The organism is Nocardia sp. NPDC102475, from assembly GCF_055584605.1.
In genome coordinates this window covers 58,973-84,144 of record NZ_JBVJLS010000015.1, presented here as the reverse complement: position 1 = coordinate 84,144, position 25,172 = coordinate 58,973, and the positions used below count along the sequence as shown (strand labels likewise).

25 protein-coding genes are annotated in these 25,172 nt (G+C 64.9%); 12 read left to right on the top strand and 13 right to left on the bottom strand.

Annotation, left to right across the window (positions count from 1 at the left end; all coding sequences use genetic code 11):
* Positions 1–1,599, bottom strand: a complete 1,599-nt coding sequence (locus ACZ60G_RS26055; RefSeq protein WP_465813112.1) for a putative glycoside hydrolase — start codon at positions 1,597–1,599, stop codon at positions 1–3.
* A 235-nt stretch (positions 1,600–1,834) separates the two neighbouring features.
* Here ACZ60G_RS26055 and ACZ60G_RS26050 point away from each other — a divergent pair, with 235 nt between their 5' ends.
* From ACZ60G_RS26050 to ACZ60G_RS26035, 4 genes are all read left to right on the top strand, one after another.
* Positions 1,835–2,719 carry a polysaccharide deacetylase family protein gene (locus tag ACZ60G_RS26050; RefSeq protein ID WP_465813110.1) on the top strand — a complete coding sequence of 295 codons (885 nt, stop codon included), beginning with the start codon at positions 1,835–1,837 and terminating at the stop codon, positions 2,717–2,719.
* Between the two features lie 74 nt (positions 2,720–2,793).
* Complete coding sequence (locus ACZ60G_RS26045) at positions 2,794–3,042, top strand: hypothetical protein (protein WP_465813108.1); 249 nt, start codon at positions 2,794–2,796, stop codon at positions 3,040–3,042.
* Positions 3,039–3,185, top strand: coding sequence for a hypothetical protein (locus ACZ60G_RS26040; RefSeq protein ID WP_465813106.1), 147 nt, complete (start codon positions 3,039–3,041; stop codon positions 3,183–3,185). The genes ACZ60G_RS26045 and ACZ60G_RS26040 overlap by 4 nt, the downstream gene beginning before the upstream one ends.
* A 201-nt stretch (positions 3,186–3,386) precedes the next feature.
* On the top strand, positions 3,387–5,939 hold the full coding sequence (locus ACZ60G_RS26035; RefSeq protein WP_465813104.1) for an MFS transporter: 2,553 nt from the start codon (positions 3,387–3,389) through the stop codon (positions 5,937–5,939).
* 206 nt (positions 5,940–6,145) lie between these two features.
* Here the strand turns inward: ACZ60G_RS26035 and ACZ60G_RS26030 are convergent, their stop codons facing one another.
* Positions 6,146–7,066, bottom strand: coding sequence for an LLM class flavin-dependent oxidoreductase (locus ACZ60G_RS26030; RefSeq protein ID WP_465813103.1), 921 nt, complete (start codon positions 7,064–7,066; stop codon positions 6,146–6,148).
* A gap of 159 nt (positions 7,067–7,225) precedes the next feature.
* Here ACZ60G_RS26030 and ACZ60G_RS26025 point away from each other — a divergent pair, with 159 nt between their 5' ends.
* Positions 7,226–7,699, top strand: a complete 474-nt coding sequence (locus tag ACZ60G_RS26025) for a hypothetical protein (protein WP_465813101.1) — start codon at positions 7,226–7,228, stop codon at positions 7,697–7,699.
* Positions 7,700–7,766: 67 nt separating this feature from the next.
* Here ACZ60G_RS26025 and ACZ60G_RS26020 read toward each other — a convergent pair whose 3' ends face one another.
* The 5 genes from ACZ60G_RS26020 to ACZ60G_RS26000 form a co-directional block, all read right to left on the bottom strand.
* Complete coding sequence (locus tag ACZ60G_RS26020; RefSeq protein ID WP_465813099.1) at positions 7,767–7,991, bottom strand: hypothetical protein; 225 nt, start codon at positions 7,989–7,991, stop codon at positions 7,767–7,769.
* Between the two features lie 46 nt (positions 7,992–8,037).
* Positions 8,038–9,264, bottom strand: a complete 1,227-nt coding sequence (locus tag ACZ60G_RS26015; protein WP_465813097.1) for a cytochrome P450 — start codon at positions 9,262–9,264, stop codon at positions 8,038–8,040.
* Positions 9,265–9,339: 75 nt separating this feature from the next.
* Entirely contained in the window at positions 9,340–9,759 is a 420-nt protein-coding gene (locus tag ACZ60G_RS26010) for a MarR family winged helix-turn-helix transcriptional regulator (protein ID WP_465813095.1), read from the bottom strand.
* Positions 9,749–11,125 (bottom strand): MFS transporter, encoded by a 1,377-nt coding sequence (locus tag ACZ60G_RS26005; RefSeq protein ID WP_465813094.1) that lies wholly within the window; start codon positions 11,123–11,125, stop codon positions 9,749–9,751. The genes ACZ60G_RS26010 and ACZ60G_RS26005 overlap by 11 nt, the downstream gene beginning before the upstream one ends.
* Before the next feature lie 80 nt (positions 11,126–11,205).
* A complete protein-coding gene (locus ACZ60G_RS26000) occupies positions 11,206–12,090 on the bottom strand; it encodes a LysR family transcriptional regulator (protein WP_465813092.1) in 885 nt (294 codons plus the stop codon).
* An 80-nt stretch (positions 12,091–12,170) separates the two neighbouring features.
* Here ACZ60G_RS26000 and ACZ60G_RS25995 point away from each other — a divergent pair, with 80 nt between their 5' ends.
* Together ACZ60G_RS25995 and ACZ60G_RS25990 are read left to right on the top strand one after the other, a co-directional pair.
* Positions 12,171–13,082, top strand: a complete 912-nt coding sequence (locus ACZ60G_RS25995; RefSeq protein ID WP_465813090.1) for an EamA family transporter — start codon at positions 12,171–12,173, stop codon at positions 13,080–13,082.
* Positions 13,079–13,702, top strand: coding sequence for an NAD(P)-dependent oxidoreductase (locus tag ACZ60G_RS25990; RefSeq protein WP_465813088.1), 624 nt, complete (start codon positions 13,079–13,081; stop codon positions 13,700–13,702). Before ACZ60G_RS25995 ends, ACZ60G_RS25990 begins: the two co-directional genes overlap by 4 nt.
* A gap of 81 nt (positions 13,703–13,783) precedes the next feature.
* Here the strand turns inward: ACZ60G_RS25990 and ACZ60G_RS25985 are convergent, their stop codons facing one another.
* The 3 genes from ACZ60G_RS25985 to ACZ60G_RS25975 form a co-directional block, all read right to left on the bottom strand.
* A complete protein-coding gene (locus ACZ60G_RS25985) occupies positions 13,784–14,539 on the bottom strand; it encodes an alpha/beta hydrolase family protein (RefSeq protein ID WP_465813086.1) in 756 nt (251 codons plus the stop codon).
* Between the two features lie 271 nt (positions 14,540–14,810).
* The gene (locus ACZ60G_RS25980; RefSeq protein WP_465813084.1) at positions 14,811–15,758 is read right to left on the bottom strand and encodes an alpha/beta fold hydrolase; all 948 of its coding nucleotides are present in this window, start codon (positions 15,756–15,758) and stop codon (positions 14,811–14,813) included.
* Between the two features lie 118 nt (positions 15,759–15,876).
* Positions 15,877–17,247 carry an ABC1 kinase family protein gene (locus ACZ60G_RS25975; RefSeq protein ID WP_465813386.1) on the bottom strand — a complete coding sequence of 457 codons (1,371 nt, stop codon included), beginning with the start codon at positions 17,245–17,247 and terminating at the stop codon, positions 15,877–15,879.
* Positions 17,248–17,323: 76 nt separating this feature from the next.
* Here ACZ60G_RS25975 and ACZ60G_RS25970 point away from each other — a divergent pair, with 76 nt between their 5' ends.
* Entirely contained in the window at positions 17,324–18,022 is a 699-nt protein-coding gene (locus tag ACZ60G_RS25970; protein WP_465813082.1) for a TetR/AcrR family transcriptional regulator, read from the top strand.
* 196 nt (positions 18,023–18,218) lie between these two features.
* Positions 18,219–19,460, top strand: a complete 1,242-nt coding sequence (locus ACZ60G_RS25965; protein ID WP_465813080.1) for a PucR family transcriptional regulator — start codon at positions 18,219–18,221, stop codon at positions 19,458–19,460.
* 8 nt (positions 19,461–19,468) lie between these two features.
* On the opposite strand, the gene ACZ60G_RS25960 is transcribed toward ACZ60G_RS25965, so the two are convergent.
* A complete protein-coding gene (locus ACZ60G_RS25960; protein ID WP_465813078.1) occupies positions 19,469–20,983 on the bottom strand; it encodes an MFS transporter in 1,515 nt (504 codons plus the stop codon).
* A gap of 75 nt (positions 20,984–21,058) precedes the next feature.
* On the opposite strand from ACZ60G_RS25960, the gene ACZ60G_RS25955 reads away from it, so the two are divergent.
* From ACZ60G_RS25955 to ACZ60G_RS25945, 3 genes are all read left to right on the top strand, one after another.
* Positions 21,059–21,979, top strand: a complete 921-nt coding sequence (locus ACZ60G_RS25955) for a LysR family transcriptional regulator (protein ID WP_465813076.1) — start codon at positions 21,059–21,061, stop codon at positions 21,977–21,979.
* Between the two features lie 82 nt (positions 21,980–22,061).
* Positions 22,062–22,538 (top strand): iron chaperone, encoded by a 477-nt coding sequence (locus ACZ60G_RS25950; RefSeq protein WP_465813074.1) that lies wholly within the window; start codon positions 22,062–22,064, stop codon positions 22,536–22,538.
* A 59-nt stretch (positions 22,539–22,597) separates the two neighbouring features.
* Complete coding sequence (locus ACZ60G_RS25945; RefSeq protein WP_465813072.1) at positions 22,598–23,569, top strand: alpha/beta hydrolase; 972 nt, start codon at positions 22,598–22,600, stop codon at positions 23,567–23,569.
* A gap of 2 nt (positions 23,570–23,571) precedes the next feature.
* On the opposite strand, the gene ACZ60G_RS25940 is transcribed toward ACZ60G_RS25945, so the two are convergent.
* Both ACZ60G_RS25940 and ACZ60G_RS25935 read right to left on the bottom strand, forming a co-directional pair.
* Positions 23,572–24,033, bottom strand: coding sequence for a hypothetical protein (locus ACZ60G_RS25940; protein WP_465813070.1), 462 nt, complete (start codon positions 24,031–24,033; stop codon positions 23,572–23,574).
* A 433-nt stretch (positions 24,034–24,466) separates the two neighbouring features.
* A complete protein-coding gene (locus tag ACZ60G_RS25935; protein WP_465813069.1) occupies positions 24,467–25,135 on the bottom strand; it encodes a hypothetical protein in 669 nt (222 codons plus the stop codon).
* Between the last annotated feature and the right edge of the window lie 37 nt (positions 25,136–25,172).

Here is a 25,172-nt window from a genome sequence, read left to right as displayed (position 1 = left end):
TCAACCGGGCACGACGGCCCACGAGTGGTACCGCGACGCCGCGTTCCACAGAATGAAGCTGTTCGTCCCCGCGGCCGCCGCGGCATCGATCTGCGCCTTGACCTCGGCATCGCCGTAGTTCACCCCGAGGCTGAAATCCTGTAGCCACGGAATGACTTTCGCGCCGGTACCGTCGGTCTGTCTGAAGAAGTCGGCCAGCGAACGGAAAATAATGTCGTACGGCTGGGCATTGGGGTTCGCCACACCGTATTCACCGGCATTCCAATGCGACGGGTAGAGCATAGGAGCCACATAGTCGACATACCGAGCGATGGCCGGAATGTCCTGTGCGATCTCATCCGGGCGCGTCGCCGCGATGCCGAACACGGCGGCACCGAGATTCGCGCCCTTGTCGCGTACCGGATCCCGGCTCTCGTGCAGGAACTCGGCGATGGATTCACTGGGCGTGACGGTCAGTCCCGGAAACTGCATCTGCGACAGCGCACCGTCCGGCCGCCGGACATAGTCGTACATTATTCCGTCGAAGCCGAGCTCGGCCGCCTCGGTCGCGAGATCGATGTTGTACTTGCGGACTTCGGGATTTGCGAAATTGGTGAAAGCGATCGCACCGTACTTGCTGGCATACGGCTGACCGGAGGGATTCTGGATGACCCATTCCGGATGTCCTGCGTGCCATGCCCATTCGGCCATGGTCGGATCGCGAAACGCCACGATCCGCCCGACCACTCGCAGATTCATCTCGTGCAATTGCCGCAGTGCGGCGCGCACATCGTAGATATTGGTGGCCGCACCCGCCTGCCGTGCCAGCGGTACCTGCGAGTCGTAGCCGATAACCCCGTCCTCATCCTTGATATCGAGCTGAACGGTGTCGATGCGCCCCTCACGGGCCATATCCAGAATGGGCTCGCGTAAACCATCGTATGCCCATCCGTATGCCGTGATATGCACGGCCTTGACCCGGGGCATATCGACCGAGGTCGTAATCGCCTGCGTCGCCCTATTTCCCGCCACATCGACCGCGGTCACCGCACCGCCGACCGGTGCGCGCGGCAGAGTGATCTCGAAGGTGCCGTCCGCGGCGGGTGTGACCGACTGGGTGCCGACGGAGACCTGCACCGCACCGGATTCCTTGCCGCGCAACGTGATCGGCTGACGATATGATCCGGCCGTACCCGGCTGGGTCACCTCGAGTTTCGGCGCCTCGGTATCCACGGTGAAGGTCGCGGTCACACCCGGACCGGCGCTGAACAGGCCGAGTATGCCCCCGCGTGGTATTTCGGCGGTGAACTTGTGGTCACCATCGGTGAGCGGTCCGGGCCGGTACACCACCGAATCGCCTTCGACCGTGCCGTTCACCGCCTTGCCGTCGAGTTCGAGCCGCATATCGTTCGGGTTGTGGCCGTGGGCGTCCACGCGCAATACCAGACCGGTCAGCGTGCCGGCGCCGACGACTCCGTCCGGTAATCCGGCCAGCGCCAAACCCGCGGGCTCGGACCGATTGGCGCCGATGATCACGGATGCGATGAGGATTGATAAAACTCCGATAACCGCTATTGCCGCGAGCCGCCATCGCCCGGTGATCGGGACCAATTTGTCCAACGCGCACACCAACTTTCATCCGTCGCTATTGCCTAACTATCTACCTCGGACAGCTCCATCGGGCATGGTTATGCCGATTCGCAACCGAGATTCCATGTGACCGCGTACCGTTCGATCGGTGGTGCGGTGCTCGGCTATCGGAACTCGGGTTGTCCTGTCGGCCTTGATATTCGCAACGGCCACCGCATGTGGTGCAGCGCCGGCTCCGGTTCCGGCGGCCATCGAAAAGGTTCCGGTGGCCACACCGACGCCCGATCCGATTGCGGTGGGAGCCAACGAACTCGGACTCGTCCCCATCCTGATGTACCACCAGGTGACACCGACTCCGGTCGGCGAATACGACCAGACTCCGGAGAAGTTCCGCGCCGAACTCGAGCGGTTGCACCGCGAGAACTACCGACCGGTGACCGTCGCCGATTACATCTCCGGCCATATCGACATCCCCGCGGGCACCCACCCGGTGGTGCTCACCTTCGACGACTCCACCATCACTCAACTTCGGTTCACCGAGGACGCGAAGGTCGCCCCGGACACCGCGATCGGGATTCTCGAGGAGTTCGGCGCGCGCCATCCGGACTTCCGGCCCACCGCGACGTTCTACGTCAATAACGAGCCGTTCGCCGGTGACGCGCGCGCACTGCCCTGGCTGGCCGCCCACGGATACGAAATCGGCGCGCACACCGCGAGCCACGCCAATCTAGGTCGCCTGGACAGCACCGGGGTGCAACGCGAGCTGGTCGAGAACCTGCGCGCGATCACAACCGCGGCCCCCGGCAATCGGGTGCGCACGATGGCCTTGCCGCTCGGCATTTTCCCGACCGATCGTGCACTCGCCACCGCGGGAAGTTGGGACGGCACGCACTATGCGTTCGAGGCCGTGCTACTGGTCGGCGCCGAACCCGCACCCTCGCCATTCGGCCAGGTCGATCCCGCTGGCGTGCCACGCATCCGGTCGGGCAGGGCCGAGGTCGACTTCGCTTCCGCCTACTGGCTCGACCGCCTCGACCAGCATCCGGACCAGCGCTACACCTCCGACGGCAACCCGAACAAGATCTCGGCCCCCGAACTCCTTGCCGACGAACTGAATCCGCGCTGGCGCGACCAGTTCAACGCCTATTGAAAAACATAGATCCAAGTATGCCAAGAGTTTGCGGGACCGGTCCCGGAATACGGTGGTTGACTCACGGCCACTGATTGCCGACGAGACCGGGAGCCTGGGATGGGTCATGGGATCGCCAGGGCGGCTTCACCCGGGCCGATGGTGTGGACACCTGCGATGAGGTGATGTTCTTCGCCGGTCGGGATTGGGAATTTCCGGACTTTCTGCAGAGCCTCAACAAGTCCTGTGGTGACAAACAGGTCGTGCTGATCGCCGACGATTCCGCTCGAGCAGCGGCGTACTCGACTTCTCGGTCAGCCTCGGCGCGCGGTCTGGCCGGGTGACCACCGACAAGTGGGTCGGTCTGCTCAGCGTCGACCAGATCTGGGATCCATCGAATCACGCCGAGCCCGTGATGATTTTCGGCTGCGGCCGAGCCGTAGCCAGCGATCCGGTGCAGTGCCGGCCGGATCCGCTCGGCCGTTGAGGCATTGGATGCCGGGATGATCCGACCAGGCCGTTTCGCCCTGAGCGGCCGTATGTATATTAGCGAGCGCAACTAGTTACGGGTGATCGGCGTGTGGGGGGCAGATCGCTTGTGGCGCAGTGTGCCAACTGCTCGACCGGCTCGACTCAGGTTTCGAGACACTTCCACCACGGATAGCCGATCAGAACTAGGGCTCAAATTATGACGAATTCGACCACCCAGGCCCCGGCAAAGTCGCCGGACCTGGATGGCGGTGAGGGTACGTCACTGTCGCACCGGCAGATCCTGACCATCCTGTCGGGACTGCTGCTCGGCATGTTCCTCGCCGCGCTGGATCAGAACATCGTGAGTGTCGCGATCGTGCGGATCGCCAACAGCCTGGACGGATTCGACGAACAGGCGTGGGCGACCACGGCATATCTGATCACCGCGACGATCACCACCCCGCTGTACGGCAAACTGGCCGATATCTACGGCCGAAAGCCGTTCTACCTCACCGCGATCGGACTATTCGTCATCGGTTCGGTGGCCTGCACCTTCGCCGCCTCGATGTATGAACTCGCCGGATTCCGCGCCTTCCAGGGTTTGGGCGCGGGTGGGTTGATGTCGTTGGCGTTCACCATCATCGGCGATATCGTGCCCGCCCGGGAGCGGGTGCGCTACCAGGGCTATTTCATGATGGTCTTCGGGACCGCGACCGTGCTCGGGCCGGTGCTCGGCGGTTTCTTCTCGAACTACGACCAACTCTGGGGTCTCGAGGGCTGGCGCTGGGTGTTCCTGGTCAACGTGCCGATCGGCGTGCTCGCGCTCGGCGTGGTCGCCAAGGTGCTCAATACTCCGCATCAGCGCCAGAATCACCGCATCGACTGGTTCGGCGCGGTCGCATTGACGACCTGTGTGGTGCCGCTGCTGATCGTCGCCGAACAGGGCCGGGATTGGGGCTGGAGTTCGCAGCGGTCGCTGATCTGCTATGGGATCGGTGCGGGCGGGCTGCTGCTGTTCGTGCTCGTCGAATTCCTGATGAAGGATGCGGCGCTGATTCCCCTGCGGCTGTTCAAGAATTCGACCTTCAGCGTGACCATCGCGGGCGGATTCATTGTCGGTATCGCGATGTTCGGCGCGATCGTCATGGTGCCGCAGTACTTCCAAGTGGTGCGCGGATATTCGCCGACCAAATCGGGTCTGCTGATGCTCCCGCTGGTGCTCGGGATCATGTTCGGCTCGCAGCTGGCCGGATTGACCACCAAACTGACCGGGCGCTACAAGATCCTGCCGGTGATCGGGACATTCATCATCGCGGTCGGCGCGGCGCTCTACGGCCGAGTGCATTACGACAGTCCGCTATGGCAGCCGCTGGTCTACGGCGGCGTCATCGGATTCGGGCTCGGTTGCTGCATGCAGACCCTGATCATCGCGGCGCAGAATGCCGGTCCGCGTTCGGATATGGGTGTTTCGACCGCGTCGGCGACCTTCTTCCGGCAGATGGGCGGCACCCTCGGTGTCGCGGTATTCCTGACCATCCTGTTCAACCTGTTGCCGCACCGGATCATCGACGCATTCGGTGGTGCGCTGCCTCCCGGCTTCGATGCCGCGCAGTTGAGCACCATGCAGAGCAATACCAGCGGAATCGCGGCGCTGCCCGACGAGCTGAGAGTGCCCATTCTGATCGGGTTCACCGATGCGATGCACGGCGTCTTCTATGCCGCGGCAGGGGTGGCGCTGCTAGCGTGCCTGGTGCTGATGTTCATGAAAGAGATTCCGCTGCAAGATAATCCGGTACCTGCTGTGGAGCAGGTGCCTTCTGAGGCCGAGGACAGTTGGGCTGAGGCACAGGTTTGGGAGGGTGCCGCCGAGGTGCTCTCCGAACCCGAACCGGTGTTGGCGGGCGCGGTCAGCCGAGTCTCAGTGGAGCACGAAAGCAATGGTGTATATGTGGCCGCCGTTGTGCCGCAGTCGCATTCGAGCCCCGAATACGGAGGCGCATCGATCGGCGGCCGGATCGGACGCGAGGACGGCAGACCGGTACCCGGCACCGTGCTGACCCTGATCGACCAACGGGGACACCAGGTTTCGCGCGCGAGCGGCGATGCCGACGGCGGATACCGGATCGAGGCGCCGGCCGCGGGCAACTACGTCTTGATCGCATCGGCGACCGGACATCGGCCGGAGGCGGTCAGCGTGGCCATCGGACAGCGCGCACAGCTGCTCGACCTGACCCTCACCGGCTCCGGCGAATTGTCCGGTGTGGTCCGTTCGGCCGGTCGCGGTACCCCGCTGCCGGGTGCCACCGTCACACTGACCGATATCCACGGTGAGGTCGTCGGCGCGGCCATCACCGCGGGCGACGGCGCGTATGTCTGTCACGGCGTCGTCTCGGGCACCTACACCCTGGTGGCCGTCGCCGAACATATGCGCCCCAGCGCCACCACCCTCACCATTCCCGACAGCGGTCTCCTGCATCACGACATCGATATGGCATCGATGGCCGTGCTGGCCGGATCCGCCTGGGCCGACGGCGACCGAGCCGTCTCGGACATCCAGATCACCGTCCTGGACGCATCCGGCGACCTCACCGCCACCGCCCGCACCGACGCCAATGGCCGCTACCTGGTAACCGACCTCCCCGAAGGCCACTACACCGTAATAGCCCGCGGCTACCCGCCCGTCACCACCCGGGTAACAGTCTCCGGCGGCGAAGTAACCCACGACGTCCGCCTCGGCTACGAGCCCGTCGAAGCTCCCGACCCGCGCTGACACCAGCTCAGAATTTCGCCGCCAACCGTGGACGGCCTCGAAATGTTCGTGACCGGTCTCCCCGGATACCCATGGTCTACTCGAGTCGCATCGATGCGTAGGCGAAGGCGTCGGGGGAGTCGTTGCCGCGGATGTCTACGCCGTTGAAGCGGTCGAAGTGGGTGTCTGTTCATTGCCAGGGGTCGCGCTGGCGTTACCGCACCCCGTCAGTCGACGTGTGGCAACACCTCCGCGGCAATGCGCTCCATTTGAGCGGCCTCGTCGAACAGCGGGTTGATCAGGATCATTTCGGCCCCGGCGTCGGCCACCTCGCGGAGGCCCTGGATGCAGTCCTTGGGCGTGCCGTGTACGGCGACGGGCAGCAGGGTTTTTCCGAATTCGCCGTAGAAGTCGGTCAGGGCGGTGGCCACGCGCTGTTCGGCCCGTGCCGGGTCGTCGTCGACCGCGATGTAGACGCGTTTGGCAATGCGGAAATCCGCTGGGGCGCCAGAGTTTTCGGCCAGGGTCTCGCGCACGTACCGGACCTGTTCGGCGAATTTGGCCGTCGTACTCGATCCGGCGCCGAAGAATCCGTTGCCGTGCCGGACCGCGCGCCGCAGTGCCGCGGGTGTGCTGCCGCCGAACCACAGTGGCGGATAAGGCTTCTGGAACGGTTTCGGCTCCATGGTGGCGCCGGTCAGCTGCCAGAACTCGCCGTCGATATCGATACGCGGCTGGGTCCACAGTGCCTTCATGACGCGCAGGCCCTCGTTGAAGCGGGTCACCAGATTGTCGGCGGGGTCGACGTCGAAGGCGGAGAACATCCGGTTGCGTCCGCCGATCCCGACGCCGATCTCGAGCCGGCCGCGGGTGAGCTGGTCCAGCGTGCTGATGCGTTTGGCGAGGTGCACCGGATTGTGCAGCGGCGTCACGAACACCGCGCATCCGAACCGCAACCGCTCATTGCATGCGGACGCGAAGGTCAACAACTCGATCGGACTCAGATTGGGCGCGGATCCGAGCAGTTGCTCGGTCGTCCATGCGCTCTCGAAGCCGAGCGCCTCGGCTCGATCCAGGTAGGCCCGCAGATTTTCCGGTTGGAATGATCCGTCGGGAATGAGCTGCGGAACCGAAATGGCGTATCGCATCAGCCGAGCCTATCTCGCGCATCGAAGCAGCGGTCCCGAGTCGTCGCGAGCCAGAACTGAACATGCCGGTAACTCGACTGTAACCACCCTGCCGAGCCGTAACGATGCTCGCAGGCTAGATTGTCCGAAAGCCGTTATCCCAGAGAGGAAATCACCCCCGTGGGGCAGTTCTGCAGAGCCGTCTTCCTGGACGCCGACCACAAGCTGATCGGGTATCTGGAACCCAAGATCAGATTCCTGAAACGCGCCTGGATCGGCGATGACTTCGTCCAGGGTGTGGAGCGCCTCCTGACGGTGCCGACGCGGGTGGTGTGGGCCGGACCGCAGGTGGGGAAGCAGACCAGCCTCTACGACAAGGCTGCTTCCGTCGCCCCGCTGGTCGCACCGCAGAACGGCTTCATCGGCCGCTACATCCTCAATCATGACAAACGCACCTATGTGGACAAGGCGACGGTCCGGCACGGCGAGGACCGCCACCGCATCCACCCGCTGCCGATGCTCACCGCGGAAGGCGTGGATTGCGCCGGCGGCGCTGCCGCGCTGGTCGGTACCTGGTCCGGGGATCGCATCTCGATGAGCGCCACCGTGCCCACTGGTTTCGCGCTGCTGAAGTACGACATGGTGGCGAACTAGTTCACGATTTCCGGGCGCTCTCGCGGCACGCGGATGTGTGTGCCGCACTGCGAGACTCGGACGCGTATCAGAGCCGTGGATCGAAGACCAGCCGAAAACCGGTCAACCCGTGCTCATCACCGGAGGCCCAGAACTCCCGTCCTGGTAATTCGTTCTGCGGCAGCCCGGCCTGTTCGGCGATATCGGCAGCCGGTATCCACATGGGCGAATGTACCGGATGCCATGGTGTCTGCACCTGCGCCCGATCGCCGAACAACAGGATCACCCGCACCCGCACTGGTTCAGGTTCCATAGTTACATGATGCGCGCTCGCAACGGTTTTGCCGAGGTCGCGTGCATCAATCGAAACGTACTTCCCACCGTTTGATGCCATTGAGCCATCCGGAGCGCAGGTGCTCGGGTTCGGCGATCTGACTCAATTCGGGCATGGTGTCGGCGATGGCATTGAACATCAGATCGATCTCGAGCCGGGCCAGGTTCGCGCCGAGGCAGTAGTGCGTGCCCGCGCCGCCGAATCCGACGTGTGGATTGGGGTCGCGCAAGATATCGAACCTGAACGGATCCTCGAAGGCGTCCTCGTCGAAATTGGCCGAGCTGTAGAACAATCCGACGCGCTGTCCCTTGCGGATCAACTGCCCGCCGAGCTCCACATCGCGCGTCGCGGTGCGCTGGAATACCGAGACGGGGGTGGCCCAGCGCACGATCTCATCCGGCGCGGTGCGCGGCCGCTGCTCCTTATAGAGCTGCCATTGGTCCGGGTTGTCGACGAAGGCCTTCATACCGTGGGTGATCGAATTGCGGGTGGTCTCATTGCCCGCCACCGATAGCAGGATCATGAAGAACGCGAACTCGTCCGAACCCAGATGCTCACCGTCGATATCGGCATTGACCAGCTGCGTCACGATATCGTCCGCTGGGCAGGCGCGCCGCTGCTCGGCCATGGTCCAGGCATAGCCGGTCAATTCCAGCTGTGCGGTCGGCGCATCGGTGGCGTACTCCGGATCGTCGGCGCCGATCATCTGATTGGACCAGTGGAACAGCTTCTTGCGATCCTGCTGCGGCACCCCGAGCAGTTCGGCAATGGCCTGCAGCGGCAATTCGCAGGCGACCTGCTCGACGAAATCACCGCTGCCGGACTTCCTGGCCTCGTGCACGATTCGGGCCGCACGCTCGGTGAGTGCCGCTCGCAGGCCCTCCACCGCGCGCGGGGTGAAGCCCTTGGACACGATGCGTCGATTCTTGGTGTGGTCCGGCGGATCCATATTGAGCAGAATCAGCCGTTGCATATCGAGCTGTTCGCGGGTGATGGTGGACTGATAGCGGATGATCGCGCTGTTCGCCGTGGAGGAGAAGATCTCCGGATGTTTCGAGATCTCTTTGATGTGTTCGAGTTTCGTGACCGCCCAGTAGCCGCCGTCATCGAAGCCGCTGGAGCGGTCGGCCTGGGCACACCACCAGACCGGTGCGGTTCGGCGCAGCTCCGCGAATTCCGCGGTGGGTCTGCGTTTCGCCCACAGGTCCGGGTCGGTGAAATCGAATCCGGCGGGAATCGACGGCGTGGCCATGGCCACCTCCCAGAGCTGGAACACGTTCTACACACGATTGAAGCACAGTGTGCCGCTCCGAAGTGGTGAAATGAGTCAGTGCTCGAGCTTGCGTAAGAGCTGATGCAGCGAGCGCAGGTCGTCGGGGGACAGGGCGGCGACGGCGGCCGGGGCAGGGTCGGGGGTGGCCATGGCCTGTGCGAGTACGGCGCGACCGGCGTAGGTGATGGAGACCTGTTTGCGGCGGCGGTTGGTCGGGTCGATCTCGCGCACGACGAGGCCGAGTCCGTCGAGATTATTGACCGCGACCGTGGTCGCGGGCGCATCCATGCCGGTCGCCTGCGCGATCTGGTTGAGCGTGAGCGGGCCGGGACGCAGGCGGCGCAGAATGCGAATTCGACTGAACGGCAAGCCGGTTCGCTCGGTGACTGCCCGCTTCCACGAGTCACGGGTATCCATCACCAGGTTGGTGAGCTGGGCCCACACCTCGTCGGCGGTGGGTACGTCATCCGGCATGTGCGGGGACCTTCTCTTCCAATATCGGGGCGACGCGATCGCGGGACCGCGCGGCCCAGCGGGTGTTCGCGACTATGCCGAGTATGGCGATTCCGGCGGTGAAAACCGCAATCAGCCACCACAGACCGGCACCGGTCAGCGCGCCGCACAGCGCCACACCCATGCTCACGCCCACCTGCCTGCTGGTCGAGGCGACCGCCGCCGCGGCGCCCGCGCGATCCAGTGGCATCCCGCTGACCGCCGCCGTCGTAATCGGTGCATTGACCATGCCGAAGCCGATTCCGAAGATCGCGAAGACGAGGAGCAGGTGCCAGACCGGAGTCGCCACATCGAGTCGAGTGAGCAGCACGGCGGCGATGGTCATCGCGACGCCCGCCGCGAGCAGTGAGGGTTTGGTTCCGTAGCGCCCGACCAGACGCCCCGACAGCGGCGAGAAGACGAGCGTCGCGACCGCCATGGCCAGATATAGCGCCCCGGTGTGCACCGCCGAATAACCGCGCAGCTCTTGCAGATACAGCGAGCAGGTGAACAGGAACGCGCCGAGCGCCGCGAAGGCGAAGATCGCGGTCACCGTCGCCGACGCGAACGGCACACTGCGGAAGAAGCGCAGATCGATGAACGGATCCGAGCGCCGCGATTCCTGCCACAGGAAGGCCGCGAGGGCCACCGCCGACACCACGAAGACCACCGGCAACCGCTCGATCAACCCGAATACCACCGTGAACAGAAATGCGATCGCCAGCAACTGCCCGATCGGATCGAGTCCGCGCACCGTGGCCGACTTCGATTCCGGCACAAATAGAGTCGTCAGAACCAGTGCGAGCGCACAGATCGGCAGATTGATCCAGAACACCGACGGCCACCCCAGCGCATCGATCAGCACGCCGCCGACCATCGGCCCCAAGGCCATCGAAATACCGACGACCGCACCCCAAATACCCACCGCGCGAGCACGTTCGACCTTCCCGGTGAAGACCTGCGTAATGATCGACATCGCAACCGGATTCAGCATCGACCCGCCGATGGCCTGCAAAAGCCTTGCACCGATGAGGGTTTCGATATTCGGCGCGAGGCTGCAGGCCAGCGACCCCAGTGCGAAGACCGTCAACCCGATCCGGAACACCCTCCGCCGCCCGAACCGATCCGCAGTCGCACCAGCGAGCATCAGCAGACTCGCGAGCGTGAGCGTGTAGATATCGATGATCCACTGCAGCCGACCCAGCGGCGCCTCCAGATCCGCTCGAATCGCAGGCACTGCGACATTCACGATCGTCGAATCCATGGACACGATCAGCAGGCTCAGGCAACACGTCGCCAATACCACCAACTTGCGACGCGGCGTCAGCTCTCCAACAGTTGTATGCACACAATGATTGTGTAATCACAACTGTTCCGAATGCAAGGGCATGTCCCAGGATGTGGGCTGTGGAACATGCGGCTGATGGTTCAGTCGCCGGTGTGCGCCGGGATGCCGAGAACGGCGAGGAAGGCGGTCGCCGCGGGTGTGCCGCCTGCGCGGCTCCAGATGACGTACTCGACCCGGGCCGGCGCGTCGGTGACCTCGATGGTGACAACGCCGGTCAGTTGGGGCGCGTAGGCGGCGGGCAGCATGGCCACGGCTAGACCCGGCCCGACGAGTCGGGCGATGTAGTCGGCGCTGGTCACTTCGAAGGCGACGTCACGGTCGAGACCGGCGGCTGCGAAGGCCTGGTCGGATTGGCTTCGCCCGGCTGTCCCGGCTGGGAGGTCCACGAAAACCTCGGATGAAAGTCTGTGCAGGTCGACCAGTGTTTCGGCGGCGAGGGGATGGTCCGGGGCGACCACGGCGACGAGTCGATCACGGGCGAGTTCGTGAACGGCGACGCCTTGGGGGCGCGCGGTGGTCGGCAGCCCGAGGAAGGCCACGTCAATGGCGCCGTCCCTGACCTGTTCGATGAGGTCGTCGCTCGCGCCCACCCGCAGGTCGATGCGCACCTGCGGGTACTGCCGACGGAAATCGCGCAGTGAACCCGGGATGTCGACCGCGGCGACGGTCGGGATCAGGCCGACGGCGAGCCGCCCGCGTATCTCGCCGATTGCCGCGGCGACCTCAGCGGCTGCGCGCTCGGCGGCGTCGAGACATTGACGAGCGGCGGGGAGGAACGCCGCACCGGCCGGTGTCAGCCGCACCCGGCGGCTGGTGCGCTCGAAAAGTCGCGCGCCGAGTTCGCGTTCCAGGCGCGCGATCTGGTGACTGAGGGCGGACTGGACTACCAGACATCGTTCGGCGGCCCTGGTGAAGCTATTCGTCTCGGCGACCGCGACGACGTAGCGCATCTGCTGGAGCTCCATGGGATCAATCTTGAATCGAGATTGATCCGGTGACAAACATGTGTTGGACTCATTGATCGCGACCGGGTGAGACTGCGAGTGTGAAAAGTTCAGTAGCACAGCGGGTTTCCGGTGCTTCGAAGGGAAACCTGCCTCGCGTCGCCCTGACGGCGCTCGCGCCTTTGGCGTGGGGCACCACCTATGTCGTTACCACCGAACTTCTCCCGCAGGGACATCCGCTGTTCGCAGGACTCTTGCGTGCGCTGCCCGCCGGTCTGATCGCGTTGGCGGTCACCCGGACGGTGCCGCGCGGGGCGTGGTGGGGGAAGGCCGCGGTGCTCGGTGTGCTGAATATCGGACTGTTCTTCCCGCTGCTGTTCGTCGCGGCCGAACGCCTGCCCGGTGGCGTTGCCGCGACCTTGGCGGCAGCTCAGCCGCTGATCGTGGCGATCCTGGCCGTGACAGTTCTGCACGAGAGCCCATCGGCATGGCGGATCGGCTGGGGTGCGATGGGGGTCGTCGGCGTCGGCCTGGTGGTGATCGGGCCGAATGCGGCACTCGACGTCATCGGGATCTTCGCGGGTCTGGCCTGCGCGGCCACGATGGCGCTCGGCGTGACGCTCACCAAACGCTGGGGACGGCCCGCCGAGGTGAGTCCTACCGCCTTCGCCGGTTGGCAACTCACCGCGGGCGGTCTGTTCCTGTCGCCCGTCACCTTCGTCTTCGAAGGGGGACCTCCCACGATCGACTCGGACGCCGTCCTCGGCTATCTCTGGCTGGGTCTGATCGGCGGCCTGATCGCCTACGTCCTGTGGTTTCGTGGCATCACCACATTGCCCGTCAACTCCGTCTCGATTCTCTCCTTGCTCTCGCCGTTGGTGGCTGCCGTGCTCGGCGCCGTTCTGCTCGGTCAGACACTCGGCCCGATCCAACTCGTGGGGTTCGGGCTCTCGCTCGCCGCCATAGTCGCGGGACAACTTCCCGTTCCGACCCTGGAAAGGACAGCTCGGTGAAGATTGCCATCGTCGGAGCCGCAGGTATGGTCGGTTCGCGCGTCGTCGACGAAGCCGCGAGCCGAGGCCATGAACTCGTCGCCGTACTCCGGAAAGAGCGGCCGGCCACGCTGCCCGCTGGAGTGGTCGCCGTCGCACATGACGCCGACCAGATGAGCCGACTGTTGGACGGCACCGACGCGATCGTGATGGCGACCCGTCCGGCGCCGGGGCAGGAAAACACTGTCGCCGCAACCACGACGGCGCTGCTCGACGCTGCCGCGGCAGTCCGAGCGCGCATCCTCGTCGTCGGCGGCGCCGCACCACTGCAGATCCCGGGACGCGCAGACCGGCACGTCATCGACAGCCCGGAGTATGTGCCGCCCGCGATCCGCCCCATCGCCGCCGCGAGCGTCGCGCAACTCGAAGCCTGCCGAATACACCCGGCCAACTGGATCTATCTCAGCCCGCCCGCCCTCCTCGAACCCGGACATCGAACCGGAAAATATCGACGCGGCACCACCACCCTCATCACCGATGCCGATGGTGCATCCCGAATCTCGGCCGAAGACCTCGCCGTCGCAATCCTCGACGAACTCGAAACCCCATGCGATACCGAACATTTCACCGTCGGGTACTGAGATGAGCCGAATCCTCGGTCTCGCCGCCGCGCTCGCCTGACTCGGCGACCGGCACGAAGCCGGTCGCCGATACCCGTTACGTCAGGCCGGCGATGAGCCGTCCGGGCCGAGATGCCGGGCGAAGAAGCGGACCGCACTGTCGACTTCGAACCTGGGTACCTCGGCGTGTCCGCCCGCATTGGCGTGCAACGTCTTTTCCTTCGAGGCGAAGGCGTCGAACAGAGCGAGCCCGGATCGGCGATCGACGAGTTCGTCGTCCCACTGGAGCAGGAATTCGATCGGGACGGTGATCTGTGCCGCCGCCTCGGTCAGGGTTTCGTGCCCGAGGCAGCCGAAGACCGCGGCGCTGATCCTGGGTTCGACCGCCGTCAACGGCACACCGATCCCGGTGCCCTGCATGATGCCCCAGAAGCCGATCGGCGCTTCGGTGCCGATCTCCGGCAGTTTCTGGAGAGCGTCGATGGTCGCCTGCCACTCGGGTACGGCACGTGCCGCCAGGTCGAGGTGGATCGCGACGACGATCGGGCCGATGGGTTCGCCCGCCGCCTGAGCCTGCCGTAAGGCGGCTACCTGCTGTTCGTCGGTCGCCGTCCGGGGCCGGTCGCCGTGTCCTGGCGCGTCGAGGGCGGCGACATGGAAACCGCAGGCGGTCACGAAGCGGTGGGCGCGGCCGAGGACTCCGGGGGCTCTCTTGTGCTGGCCGCCGCCGTGCGCCATCAGGATCAAGGGTGCACCCGCCGCCCCGGACTCAGGTGACCAGAGCACGCCGGGGACCTCACCCAGAATGAAGTCGCGTTCGATGACACCGTTCGACGATGTCTGCGAGGTGAAATGCATTGGTTGTTGCCTTTCGGGATTGCCTTGTGGCGGCACTCCCGGCGACACCTACCTCAATCGCCCGACCGTGAACCCGAAGGGGAGCACCCAATGGATACAGCGTTCATGGGTCTCACCTCCTCGCGCGATGTCACGGTCTCCGGCACGCTACCAGCCCGGATGCCGTCACGCCCAACCATTTTCCCATCGGTGACTCGGACTGATCAAGAATCGCGAAGCACCGGGCAGTGGGCGGAGCTGGCAGCGATCTCAGTTCGCGGCCCTGAGCGGACTACGCGACGAGGGTGAGACGCACGCCCGCGACCCCGCCGACACGCGTCATCAGACGGCCGATGGCCTCGGCGACATTCCTCGGCTGCTCGAGGATCACCGAGTGCCCGGCGCCGTCGACCAGAACGAAATCCGAGTACTCGACGGCGGCGGCCATCGCGACGGAATGCGACGGCGGCGTCATCAGGTCGGCGCTACCACACAGCACCAACGTCGGGATCTTCGACAGGACCGCGAGGGCGTCGGTCTGGTCGAAGACCATGAAGGCGCTCAGGAAGCTCGCCATCGTCACGATCGGTGTCTCGTTGTGCATCGCGTTGGCGAGGGCGAGCACCCGCGAGCTCACCTTGCGATCGCCGAATTCGGCGGTCCGGATGATCGGGGCGAAGACCTTGCAGGCCATGAGCTTCGCGTGGTGCATCAGGCCCGGAGCGCGTCGGACGGCCGCCTGGAATGCGGATACGGCCGGGTTGCGCAGCAGACGGCCGAAACCGGCGTCGGCGATGCCGCTCGCGGCGGTCGCGATGAGGGCGACGCCGGTGATGCGCGTGCCGATCTCGTGCGGATTCTGGCTGACGTAGGTGAGCACCGTCATGCCGCCCATCGAGTGGCCGACCAGGACGACCGGCCCGGTGGGGGCGACGGCGTCGATAACGTCGCGCAGGTCGTTGCCGAGCTGCTCGAGGTGGTAGGTCCGCCGGGAGGCCGCGGCGGAATCACCGTGGCCTCGGTGGTCGTAGCAGACGATCCGGGCGCCGGGGTACTGGCGCACCAGCGCGTGGCGGACGTAGGTCCAAGACGCGGTGCGCAGGCAGTGTCCGTGCAGCAGGACGACGGTGAGGTCGGCGTCTCGCGGGCCGTATTCACGAACCGCGAGTTCCACGCCGTCCTCGGTCGAGACCGTGGCACGACGTTCCGCCGAGGTGGCGATGGTGCTGGTGATCGACATCGGGGGCTCCGGTTCGGTTGCGGTGACTTGATTAACTGTCCGCCGCATCGCCCGCCGATATCAGGTCCCCGAGTGCTGAGCTCGTGCCCCCAAGGTGGACCGGATCACCACCAAGGTGTCACCGGTCGGCGCGCCACCGCGCTGTCGCCCGTCCGATCTCGGTTGCCGGAGGTTCGTGGTAGAGCCATTCCCTGGCGATCCGATGCCAGTTGTTCGTGGTCCCCAATTGGCCCAATACGGCGAGAGTGAACAGGTCTGCTCGCCGCGAGAAGACATGTTCCGGCGGGAGCCACTGTTGTCGCATACCGCGAAACTGGGCGACCCTTGGGTCGACCGCGAGAACCACTGCGCCGGTGGCGAGTTCGGGAGTGACCGTGATTTCCTCGTCGGTCAGATGCCAGCCCGCGGCAGCCCACACGTACTCCAGGCATTCCGCTGCCGTGACGTCCGAGTCCGGGTCGATAATGCCGCGGCCCACCCACGCCTCATAAAGGTCCTGGGCCCGATTTTCACCGGCGGCCTGCAGACACGCGCGCTCGAGTTCGACATGCACCGGATCCATATCGTTGTAGAGCCCGAAATCCACGAAGCCGACGCGACCGTCCGCGGCGAGCATGATATTGCCCGGATGCGGGTCACCACAGAATTCGAAATCCGAAAACAGGGAGCTGACATAGAAGCGATAGATCAGCTCGCCGATCTCATCGCGTTCGGCCGCGGGCAGGTCCTGGATCTGCGGAAACGACTTCCCGTCGACGAACTCCGTCACCAAAACGTGGTGTCCGCAGAGTTCCTCGACGCTGTCGGGGACCGTGATGAAGGGATGGTCCCGGTAGCGAGCGGCGACGCGATGCTGTGTCTGTGCTTCGCGCACGTAATCGAGCTCGCTGCCGATATTGCGGGCGATTTCGTCGAGCACATCGGTATCCGCGGCGCTCGGCAGAATGGATCTCCAGAGCCTGCTGATCATCGCTAGATTGCGCATGTCCGCTTCGACGGCCTCGTCCACGCCCGGATATTTGACCTTCACCGCGACGGTGCGTCCATCGTGCAACTTCGCGCGATATACCTGGCCGATCGAGGCCGCGGCGATCGCGGTCTCATCGAAGTCGGCGAAGGCCCGCGCCAATGGCCCGAGATCGTCCTCGATCACCTGCCGCATTGCCGGAAACGGAAATGCGGGCGCTTGATCGCGTAGCTCGGCGAGCTTGTCGCGGAACATCTCACGATGCGATTCCGGCAGCAGATCGACATCGAGCACCGACAGCATCTGCCCGAGTTTCATGGCCGCGCCCTTCATGGCGCCGAGCACGGTGACCAGTTGCTGTGCGGTACGCAGGGTGGACCGTTCGGCGAGCAGCTGCCGGGCCTGTTCCGTGCGCCCGATCATCGACAGGCGGGTGCCGACTTCACGCATGGCTTGTCCCGCAACCAATCGGCCCACCTTGCCGCCCCGCGCGAGACGACTCTTCGGTACCCGACCGACCACCATCGCACCTCCATCGGCCTTGTGACTCCACCACATTCCACCTCATAGCGGCGTCGTCGGATCGGGAATTGGTGGCATGAAAACTGATGCCGCCGTTAAACTGAGCGACGCTCATCTTCTCAGGACAATTCGGCAGGAGGGTGCGATGCCGGCGAAAGCCGTTGGGCAGCGCCGTCGTCCGACACAGGAACGCGCCAGGGCGACCCGAGAACACATACTCGACGCTGCCGCAAAGCTTTTCGGGGAGCGCGGTATCGCCGACACCTCGACGAACCGGATCGCGGCCGAGGCCGGGGTGAGCATCGGCACCGTCTATCGGTACTTCGCCGACCGCTCGGTCATCGTCGAAGAGCTGCTCAGGCGCCTGCTCGAAAACGTCGAAAGGCGCTTTACCGAGCAGTTATTCGGGCTGTCGGACAAGCCGATGCTGGAAATGATCACCGGCATCCTGGAAGTCATCACCGACGAACTGGTGGCCAACGCCCCGTTGGTGCGCGCGCTGGTGGCTGGAGTCCAGTTCTACAGCAGCGGTATTCCCGAATTCGAGCCGCGGCTGCGGCTGCTGGTCAAGCTGCTGCTGATCCAGCTGCTCGGCCCCGGTGACGATCACGAGTACGACGTGATGACCTTCGTGCTGATCAACACCGGTTTTGCCGCGGTGCTCCGCGCATCGGCGCTCGAGGTCGACAGCCGGGAGCGCAAAGAGGCGATCGAGATGACCGCGCGGATGATCACGGCGATGGTCGAGGCTGAAATCAAGGCCAGGACGGCCTGAGGTCGTGGCATCAAAAGTGAGCAACTCCCCATCTATTGGTCGGTGAGCGCTCCTCGACGTCGCGCGAGAATCAGCATTATGCCTGGTAGCCGACTGTGATTGCGGCCGTTGCGGATTGTTAAAAGAGGAGTAGAAGGTGAGCTACCGCTCGGTTTAACGTTTTCTGACACAGCAGGCAGCCGGTAGGAGGTCATACGTGACGATCGAGAGTCTCGTTCGGCCCGAACGCAACGGGCTGGATCGGCCGATTACGCCGTCCACGCGCGACATCGACAGGTTGACCCGCGAGGTGATGGCACATCTCGCGGAATCGGACGAACAGTGCGGCGCGCTGCCGGGACAAACGCTGGTTCGCGATGTGAAGGCCGTGGTCCGTATCTGCCTGGGATGGCTGATCCAGTGCGTGAACGGGCACGCGCTGCCGACGAAGACCGACCGGCTCGCGATCGCGGCCGCCGGATGTACCCGTGAAGGGATCCCCGTCGATACCGTTCTGCATGCGGTTCACGAGGGCTTCAAAGTGGGACTGGACCTGATATTCGCTCGTACGGGTCCGGCGGACGTACTCGGCGTCGTCAGGGGCATCGCTACGGTGCTGGAGTTGTCGAAACTGATTACCGCCACCGTCAGCAAGACCTATGTCCTCGAGCACAAGGCCGTTGCCGCCGAGCATCAGACCGCTGCGCACAGCCTGACCTCGGCGTTGCTCGCCGGTCATCTCGATTCCACGGCGGCGCGGGAAAGCGGTTTACCGATTGCCGACGAGTACTCGGTGCTCGCCGTAGCGATTCCGGCGCATCCGGATGAGAGCCATCCGCAACTCGACGGACAAGTCGTCGCGCGTCGTAAGCTCCGCCGCCTCCAAGCCGCACTCGCGACCATATTCGGAGGAACGGCGCTGTCGCTGTTATCCGTCGACGGCGGAACGATTCTCGTCCCGTCCACCGCCGATCCCGAACTCGACGACTTGGTGCAACGGATGTCCTCGGCCACACAGGTGCCGCTCACCGTCGCCGTCATCGCCGCCCGCCCCGACGAGGTGCCAACCGCGGCGCGCCATGCCCACGAACTTCTCGACACCGTGCAACAGCTCGAATTGGCGCCCGGCGCATACAGATTCACCGAACTGGCGCTGCAATATCAACTGACCCGCCCTGGGCTGGGCCGCGACGCCCTCGTCAACCGGCTCACCCCAGTGCACGGACACCCGGACCTGTTGGAAACCCTCCAGATCTACATCGACACCGGCCTGAGCCGAACGCGCGCCGCCCGCCGACTGTGCGTCCACCCGAACACCGTCGACTACCGACTCCGCCGGATAGCCCAGCTCACCGGCTTCGACCCCGCCGAACCCAGCGGACTGTGGTATCTCCGCTCCGCCCTCGTCGCCCGCAAGGGCCGCACCGCATACGGCCCGACACCCCATACCACCAGTTAGCCTTCGGCCTATGAATGTGGTCCGATTTCAGGAGCGAATCCACGTCGGGACAGTAGCGATTGCAGCACGACGAGCCCACCCGCGACGAGCACGAGCAGGCCGATCACCCGGAATCCGCTGTCTGCACCCGAAATGAACGCTGCGACAACGTCATCGGTGCGGTCGGAGATGGCGAGTGCCTGGGCTACGGTGTGAGGATCGTGGTCGGCGCGGATCTGCGACGGTAGTGCGGCGACGAATCGTGCGGTGAGCACCGTGCCGATGACGGCGACGCCCAGGGCGCTGCCGAATTCGCGGGTGGTGGACTGCAATCCGGCCGCGACCCCGGCCTGCTCCGGCGGCAGCGCCCCGGCGATCGCACCGGACAATGTCGGAAGTGCCAGCGCCACACCGACTCCCATTACGACGAGCCACGCGGCGTATTCGACATAGGGTGTCTGCACGTGGCTCGTGGACAGTCCGAGCAGTCCGCCGCCGACGAATACGAATGCGAGCGCGGTGGTGGCGTCGAGCCCGATCCGCTGTGACAGTCGTCCGACATGCTTCGCGCCGAGGATGATCGGGACAGTGAGCGGGATGATCCCGAGGCCGGTTTGCAGTACGCCGAATCCCTTGCCGTACTGCAGGAACGACGCGTTGACGTAGAACAGTGCGAACATGCCGAAGAAGACCGCCGTCATGCCGAGGCAGGCGCTGCGGAGGGCTGGGAGGCGGAACAACCGCGGATCCAGCAGCGGGTGTTCGACTTTCACCTCGATAATCGTCCATGCGGTGAACAACACTGCGGCACAGGCGAATCCAGCGATGACGATCGCACTGTCCCAGCCCGCCTCTGGCCCTTGGACGATGCCGAGCAGCAGCGCGACCGACGCACCGACGAGCAATACCGCGCCGAGCGGGTCGAGCCGTCGGTCATGGCGCGGTGACACCGGCGCGATCCGTCCCACCAGAGCAGCGAGCACCAGCGCGATAGGCACGACACCGGCGAACAGCCAACGCCACGAACCGCCCGAAAGGATCGCCCCGCCACCGACATTGCCGACGACTCCACCGATACCCGTCATCGATGCCCAAACCGCGATAGTCGCGCTCTTGCGCTCGGCGGGAACGGCATGCAGCAGCACGGCGAGTGTATTGGGCAGTACAGCAGCAGCGCCGACTCCCGTGACCGCCCGACCGGCGAGCAGGAACGCCACGTTCGGTGCCGCTGCCGACACGAGCGCGCCCAGCGCGAACAGGCCCAGTCCGAATAGTAGAATTCCCTTGCGCCCGAAGCGATCTCCCGCCGCCCCGCCGGGGATCACCAGACAGGCGAAGACGATCACATAGGTGTCGACAATCCAGACCAGGGCCGACGCGGATGGACGCAGTGCGCTGGCAGCGAGCAGTGGGATGGCGAGATTGATCGCGGCGACCATGCCGACGACGAGTACGACGCAGGCACAGATGACCGCGAGCAGTCCGCGCTGCGAGGCCGGACGCGTCGGCAGGTCCGGAGCGTGATTCAGGACATTGAATTGCATGGCCACGACGTTATGGACGTGGGCAATCTCCGTGCCACGCAACTTCCATAACTAATTATTGCGTAAGATGCAACTGTGCCAGAGCAGCTCGATCTGAACCTCCTGCGCGTATTCGATGCCCTGCTCCAGGACGGCAGCGTAACGGCGGCATCCGAGCGGCTACATCTGTCCATCCCGGCGACCAGCCGGGCTTTGGGCCGGTTACGGCGGGCGATGGGCGATCCAATTTTGGTGCGTGCCGGTCGTGGGATGGCTCCGACACCGTTCGCGTTGCGCACCGCGCCGCGGGTACGGTCCCTGCTGGACGAAGCGTCGGCACTGATCAGCGCCGATCGCGAGGTCACGGTCGCAGAATTGCAGCGCACCTTCACAATTCGCATCAATGACGGTGTGGCCGCGACCCTGGCGGCGGTGGCGGTCGATGCCACGGCCGCGATCGCCCCCGGCGTGACGCTGCGCTTCGTCGCGGAGGGCAGCGAGAGCATCGAGGCCCTGCGCGACGGCTCGGTCGATCTGGACATCGGCGCGGGCGAAATCGTCGCTCCCGACATGCGGTCAGCTGTGCTGTACCGCGAACGAATAGTGGGCATCGTCCGCGCCGACAGCCCACTGGGCCGCCGCCCGACATTGCGGCAACTGTGCCGACATCCCCACGTCGCGGCCTCCCGCCGTGGTCGTGCCCGCGGGCCACTCGACGACGCACTCGACGCCGCGGGCTTGCAACGCCACGTCGCCGCCGTCGTGCCTACTTCCGCCCTCGCCGCACTCCTGGTCGCGTCGAGTCAGTACGTCGGACTCGTCCCGCAGCGGCTCGCCGAACAGTACGGCCAGTCCCTCGGCCTTCGCTGGTTTCCGATCCCCGCACCCCTCCCGGAAGTCGAAGTGCGATTGCTCTGGCACGCCCGCCTCGACGCCGACCCGGCGCAGCGCTGGCTCCGCGACACCATCCGCGACGCACTCCGTCCGCCGAGCGAATCTTCGGATCGCATCGATTGATCAGTTTCGAAGAAGCCCGGCGTGAGGTCGGCTCCCCAGCATTGGAAACGTCCCCAGCGAGACGATCACGGAGGAAAAGACAATGAACCAAGCGCAGAAGTCCACCAAGGCAACCACCGCGAAGAGCCGGGCCTCCGTCGGATTCTCCGAAGAAGAGCGGGCCGCGATGAAGGAGCATGCCCAGGAGTTGAAGACCGCGGCGCGCCGCGGCTCGCGGGCGGCCAAGGCGGATGGGGAAGCCGACGTGGTCGCCAAGATCGCCGAGATGGCAGAATCGGATCGCATCATGGCCGAACGGATCCACGCCATCGTCAAAGCCAACGCACCAGCTCTTACGCCGAAACTCTGGTACGGTATGCCCGCGTATGCCATGGGCGGCAAGGTCGTCTGCTTCGTCCAAACCGCCGAGAAATTCAAGTCGCGGTACGCGACGTTCGGCTTCAACGACATCGCGACCCTTGATGAAGGCACCATGTGGCCGACCGCCTTCGCGCTGACGAAGTTGACGGCCGCCGATGAGGAACGGCTCGGCGCGCTCGTGAAGAAGGCAGTCAGCTGAGGCGAGAGCGATTGTCGCGCAAACTATGATGATCTTTCCGATCGGTAGGAGGTGTGCGGGTGGGTGCAGCACGGTCTGGAAATCATTGGGGTTGGCTGTGCAAGGCTGGCGCTGTGCTGGCCGCAGCTGTTCTGCTGTCGTCGATCGGGGCGGCGGTTGCCACCGCCACACCAAGATTGCGCGCCCCCGCGGGTGGTTACGAGGACCTGTTCGTGCCGTCGAGCATGGGGCCGATCAAGGTCCAGGTGCAGTGGGCGGCCCGGGGCGGGAACGCGGCAGTCTATGTGCTCGACGGTCTCCGCGCGCCCGGCGATCACAGTCAGTGGGTCAGCGATACCGACGCGCTGCGCCAATTCGCAGGCGACAACGTCACTTTGGTGTTCCCGGTCGGCGGTCGCTCGAGCTTCTACACCGACTGGTACCGACCCAGTAGTACCAATGGTCAGCAGACGACATACAAATGGGAAACCTTCCTCACCGAGGAGTTGCCCGCATACCTGGCGCGGTTCGGCGTTTCGCCGACCAACAACGCCATCGTCGGTGCCTCTATGGGCGGCAATGCCGCGCTGACGCTGGCCGGCCACCATCGCGACCAGTTCAAGTTCGCCGGATCATTTTCCGGCTTCGTGCACCCGACTTTTCCGCTCTGGAACGAAGCGATGCGCGCTGCCATGTGGGACGAGGGCAACTTCAACGTGGACGATATGTGGGGTCCGGCCGGTGACCCCGCCTGGAGCCGCAACGATGCCACCAACCAGGCAGAATTGCTGCGCGGGCTGCCGGTCTACGTCTCCACCGGCAATGGCCAGCCCGGACCGCTCGACCTGCCGTACGGACTCGGCAACACGGTGAATGCGATGGCCCTCGAAGCGATGACGTTGACGTCGGCCCAGATGCTGCGTGATCGAATGGCGGAACTCGGCATCCCCGCACGCTTCGACATCATCAACGGAACGCACACCTGGCCCTATTGGCAGCAAGCGCTCGCGTCGGCGCGTCCGATGATCCTCGATGTGCTCGGCGCGCACTGAGCTCAGGATTGGAAGATCGCCGATGTGACGGGCACATCGGCGAAGCTGTAATACCAGCCGTTCCACGTATCGGCGACAATCACCTGGATCGCATGACCACGCGCTGGACCGTCGGTGATCAACCACAGGCCATTGCCGTACCCGGTCGCCGGGCTGATGCTGCCATCCGACCATGTGAACTGGGCCGAACTGGGCGTACCGGGTGCGTTCCACGGAATGGTCACATCGAACTGTCCGGAGCCGATACCCGGAAGCAACGAGCTGACGCACTCCCGCAGTGTGGCCGTACGCCGGATATTCTGCCCCGCGCTACCTGTGCCGGGCACCAACCGGCCGGTCATCAGACCGCCCTGGCGGCAACCGCCGCTGCCCGCACTCGGTGGGTAGGCCTGCGCCTGCGGCGCACCCAGCACCGGCAGGGCGCACAGCACCGCCGCTATCAGCACGCTTCGACGAACAGACACCGCACCACCTCCCTACGACGGGACAGCAATCCACGCGGCCGGTCGAGCTGGACGCCGATGAACACGCAACGCGAACCACTGCTGACTCGATCAGCAGTTTAGCGATCTCCGGCGCGTACTCTCCGCGATCGGGCCTCGAACAAGTCGCCGCACGCACACCGCCGCTGCGCACCTACTGCCGAACGGGCTATCTGACTGACGGTGCGCGCACCATGATCTTCGAATACCCGCGCCGGACACCCCTGGCGAGCAAATGGACTTCGTGGAGGTGATGGAGATCGCCGACGGGCTGATGCAGCGCCACTGCGTCTACTGGGGGTGGCGCGGCGTCCAGGTTATCCGCGACGATGCCTACCACAAACAGCCTGCGCCTGCCGATACACCGGAATGTCCCGGCCAACCATGGCTGGCGGTCGAGGACATTCGAATGGCCTCAGTGCAGCAGGGCCGCTCGGGTTTGTGCGTACCCGATGACATCTTCCGCGTAGGCCGAGGCATGTCGCTCCGCGAAACATGTTCGGAGCTGGCCGAATGCGTCGTCGAGTTGTGGTCCCGGTCCGTGATCGGCGAGCAGGACGACGATCGCCTCCCAGGTGCCGCTGTGCGGGTCGGGATGGGTGAGCAATTCGTCTAGGTAGCGGTCCGGTTCCACCAGCCGTAATGCGCGGCGTGCGTAGGCGTGTACGCGCCGGGGCAGTTCGGTGCGGATGGTGTCGATGTCGGTTTGCAGTACGTGCTGGCCGGATTGTTCCGGGTCGAGCCGTAAGGACCACAAGGCGGTCAGTTCGTCGGGCAGGGTTCGGGTATTGATCAGGTCGGGGCCGGTGGCCTCTTCCAGCGGTGCGGGCGGTAAGCCCAGCTGTGAGTTGCGCCAGTTGCGGAATTCCCACCAGGCCGTCGGGGTGGCGCTCAGCTCCAGGCCGAATCCGAGCACCTGCTGTCCGCTGGTCCACGTGCGGGAAACTCGGGTGCGGCCGACGGAGGCGACACCGCCCGGCTCGACCCGTATCCACCTGGGGTCGGCGCCGTCAAACCCATACGGTTGCAACAGTTTTCCTGTTTCACGCAGCAGGCGGCGCACTGCCGACTCAGGTCTGACCATGTCCGCAGGTTAACGATGTGCCCCGACAGATTTGTCG

Excerpts from the sequence above, each read along its gene's own strand:
- ACZ60G_RS26035 (WP_465813104.1), top strand. The coding sequence starts at position 3,387 with ATGACGAATTCGACCACCCAGGCCCCGGCAAAGTCGCCGGACCTGGAT.
- ACZ60G_RS26030 (WP_465813103.1), bottom strand. The coding sequence starts at position 7,066 with ATGCGATACGCCATTTCGGTTCCGCAGCTCATTCCCGACGGATCATTC.
- ACZ60G_RS26020 (WP_465813099.1), bottom strand. The coding sequence starts at position 7,991 with ATGGAACCTGAACCAGTGCGGGTGCGGGTGATCCTGTTGTTCGGCGAT.
- ACZ60G_RS26015 (WP_465813097.1), bottom strand. The coding sequence starts at position 9,264 with ATGGCCACGCCGTCGATTCCCGCCGGATTCGATTTCACCGACCCGGAC.
- ACZ60G_RS26010 (WP_465813095.1), bottom strand. The coding sequence starts at position 9,759 with ATGCCGGATGACGTACCCACCGCCGACGAGGTGTGGGCCCAGCTCACC.
- ACZ60G_RS26000 (WP_465813092.1), bottom strand. The coding sequence starts at position 12,090 with ATGGAGCTCCAGCAGATGCGCTACGTCGTCGCGGTCGCCGAGACGAAT.
- ACZ60G_RS25985 (WP_465813086.1), bottom strand. The coding sequence starts at position 14,539 with ATGCATTTCACCTCGCAGACATCGTCGAACGGTGTCATCGAACGCGAC.
- ACZ60G_RS25980 (WP_465813084.1), bottom strand. The coding sequence starts at position 15,758 with ATGTCGATCACCAGCACCATCGCCACCTCGGCGGAACGTCGTGCCACG.
- ACZ60G_RS25970 (WP_465813082.1), top strand. The coding sequence starts at position 17,324 with ATGAAAACTGATGCCGCCGTTAAACTGAGCGACGCTCATCTTCTCAGG.
- ACZ60G_RS25960 (WP_465813078.1), bottom strand. The coding sequence starts at position 20,983 with ATGCAATTCAATGTCCTGAATCACGCTCCGGACCTGCCGACGCGTCCG.
- ACZ60G_RS25950 (WP_465813074.1), top strand. The coding sequence starts at position 22,062 with ATGAACCAAGCGCAGAAGTCCACCAAGGCAACCACCGCGAAGAGCCGG.
- ACZ60G_RS25935 (WP_465813069.1), bottom strand. The coding sequence starts at position 25,135 with ATGGTCAGACCTGAGTCGGCAGTGCGCCGCCTGCTGCGTGAAACAGGA.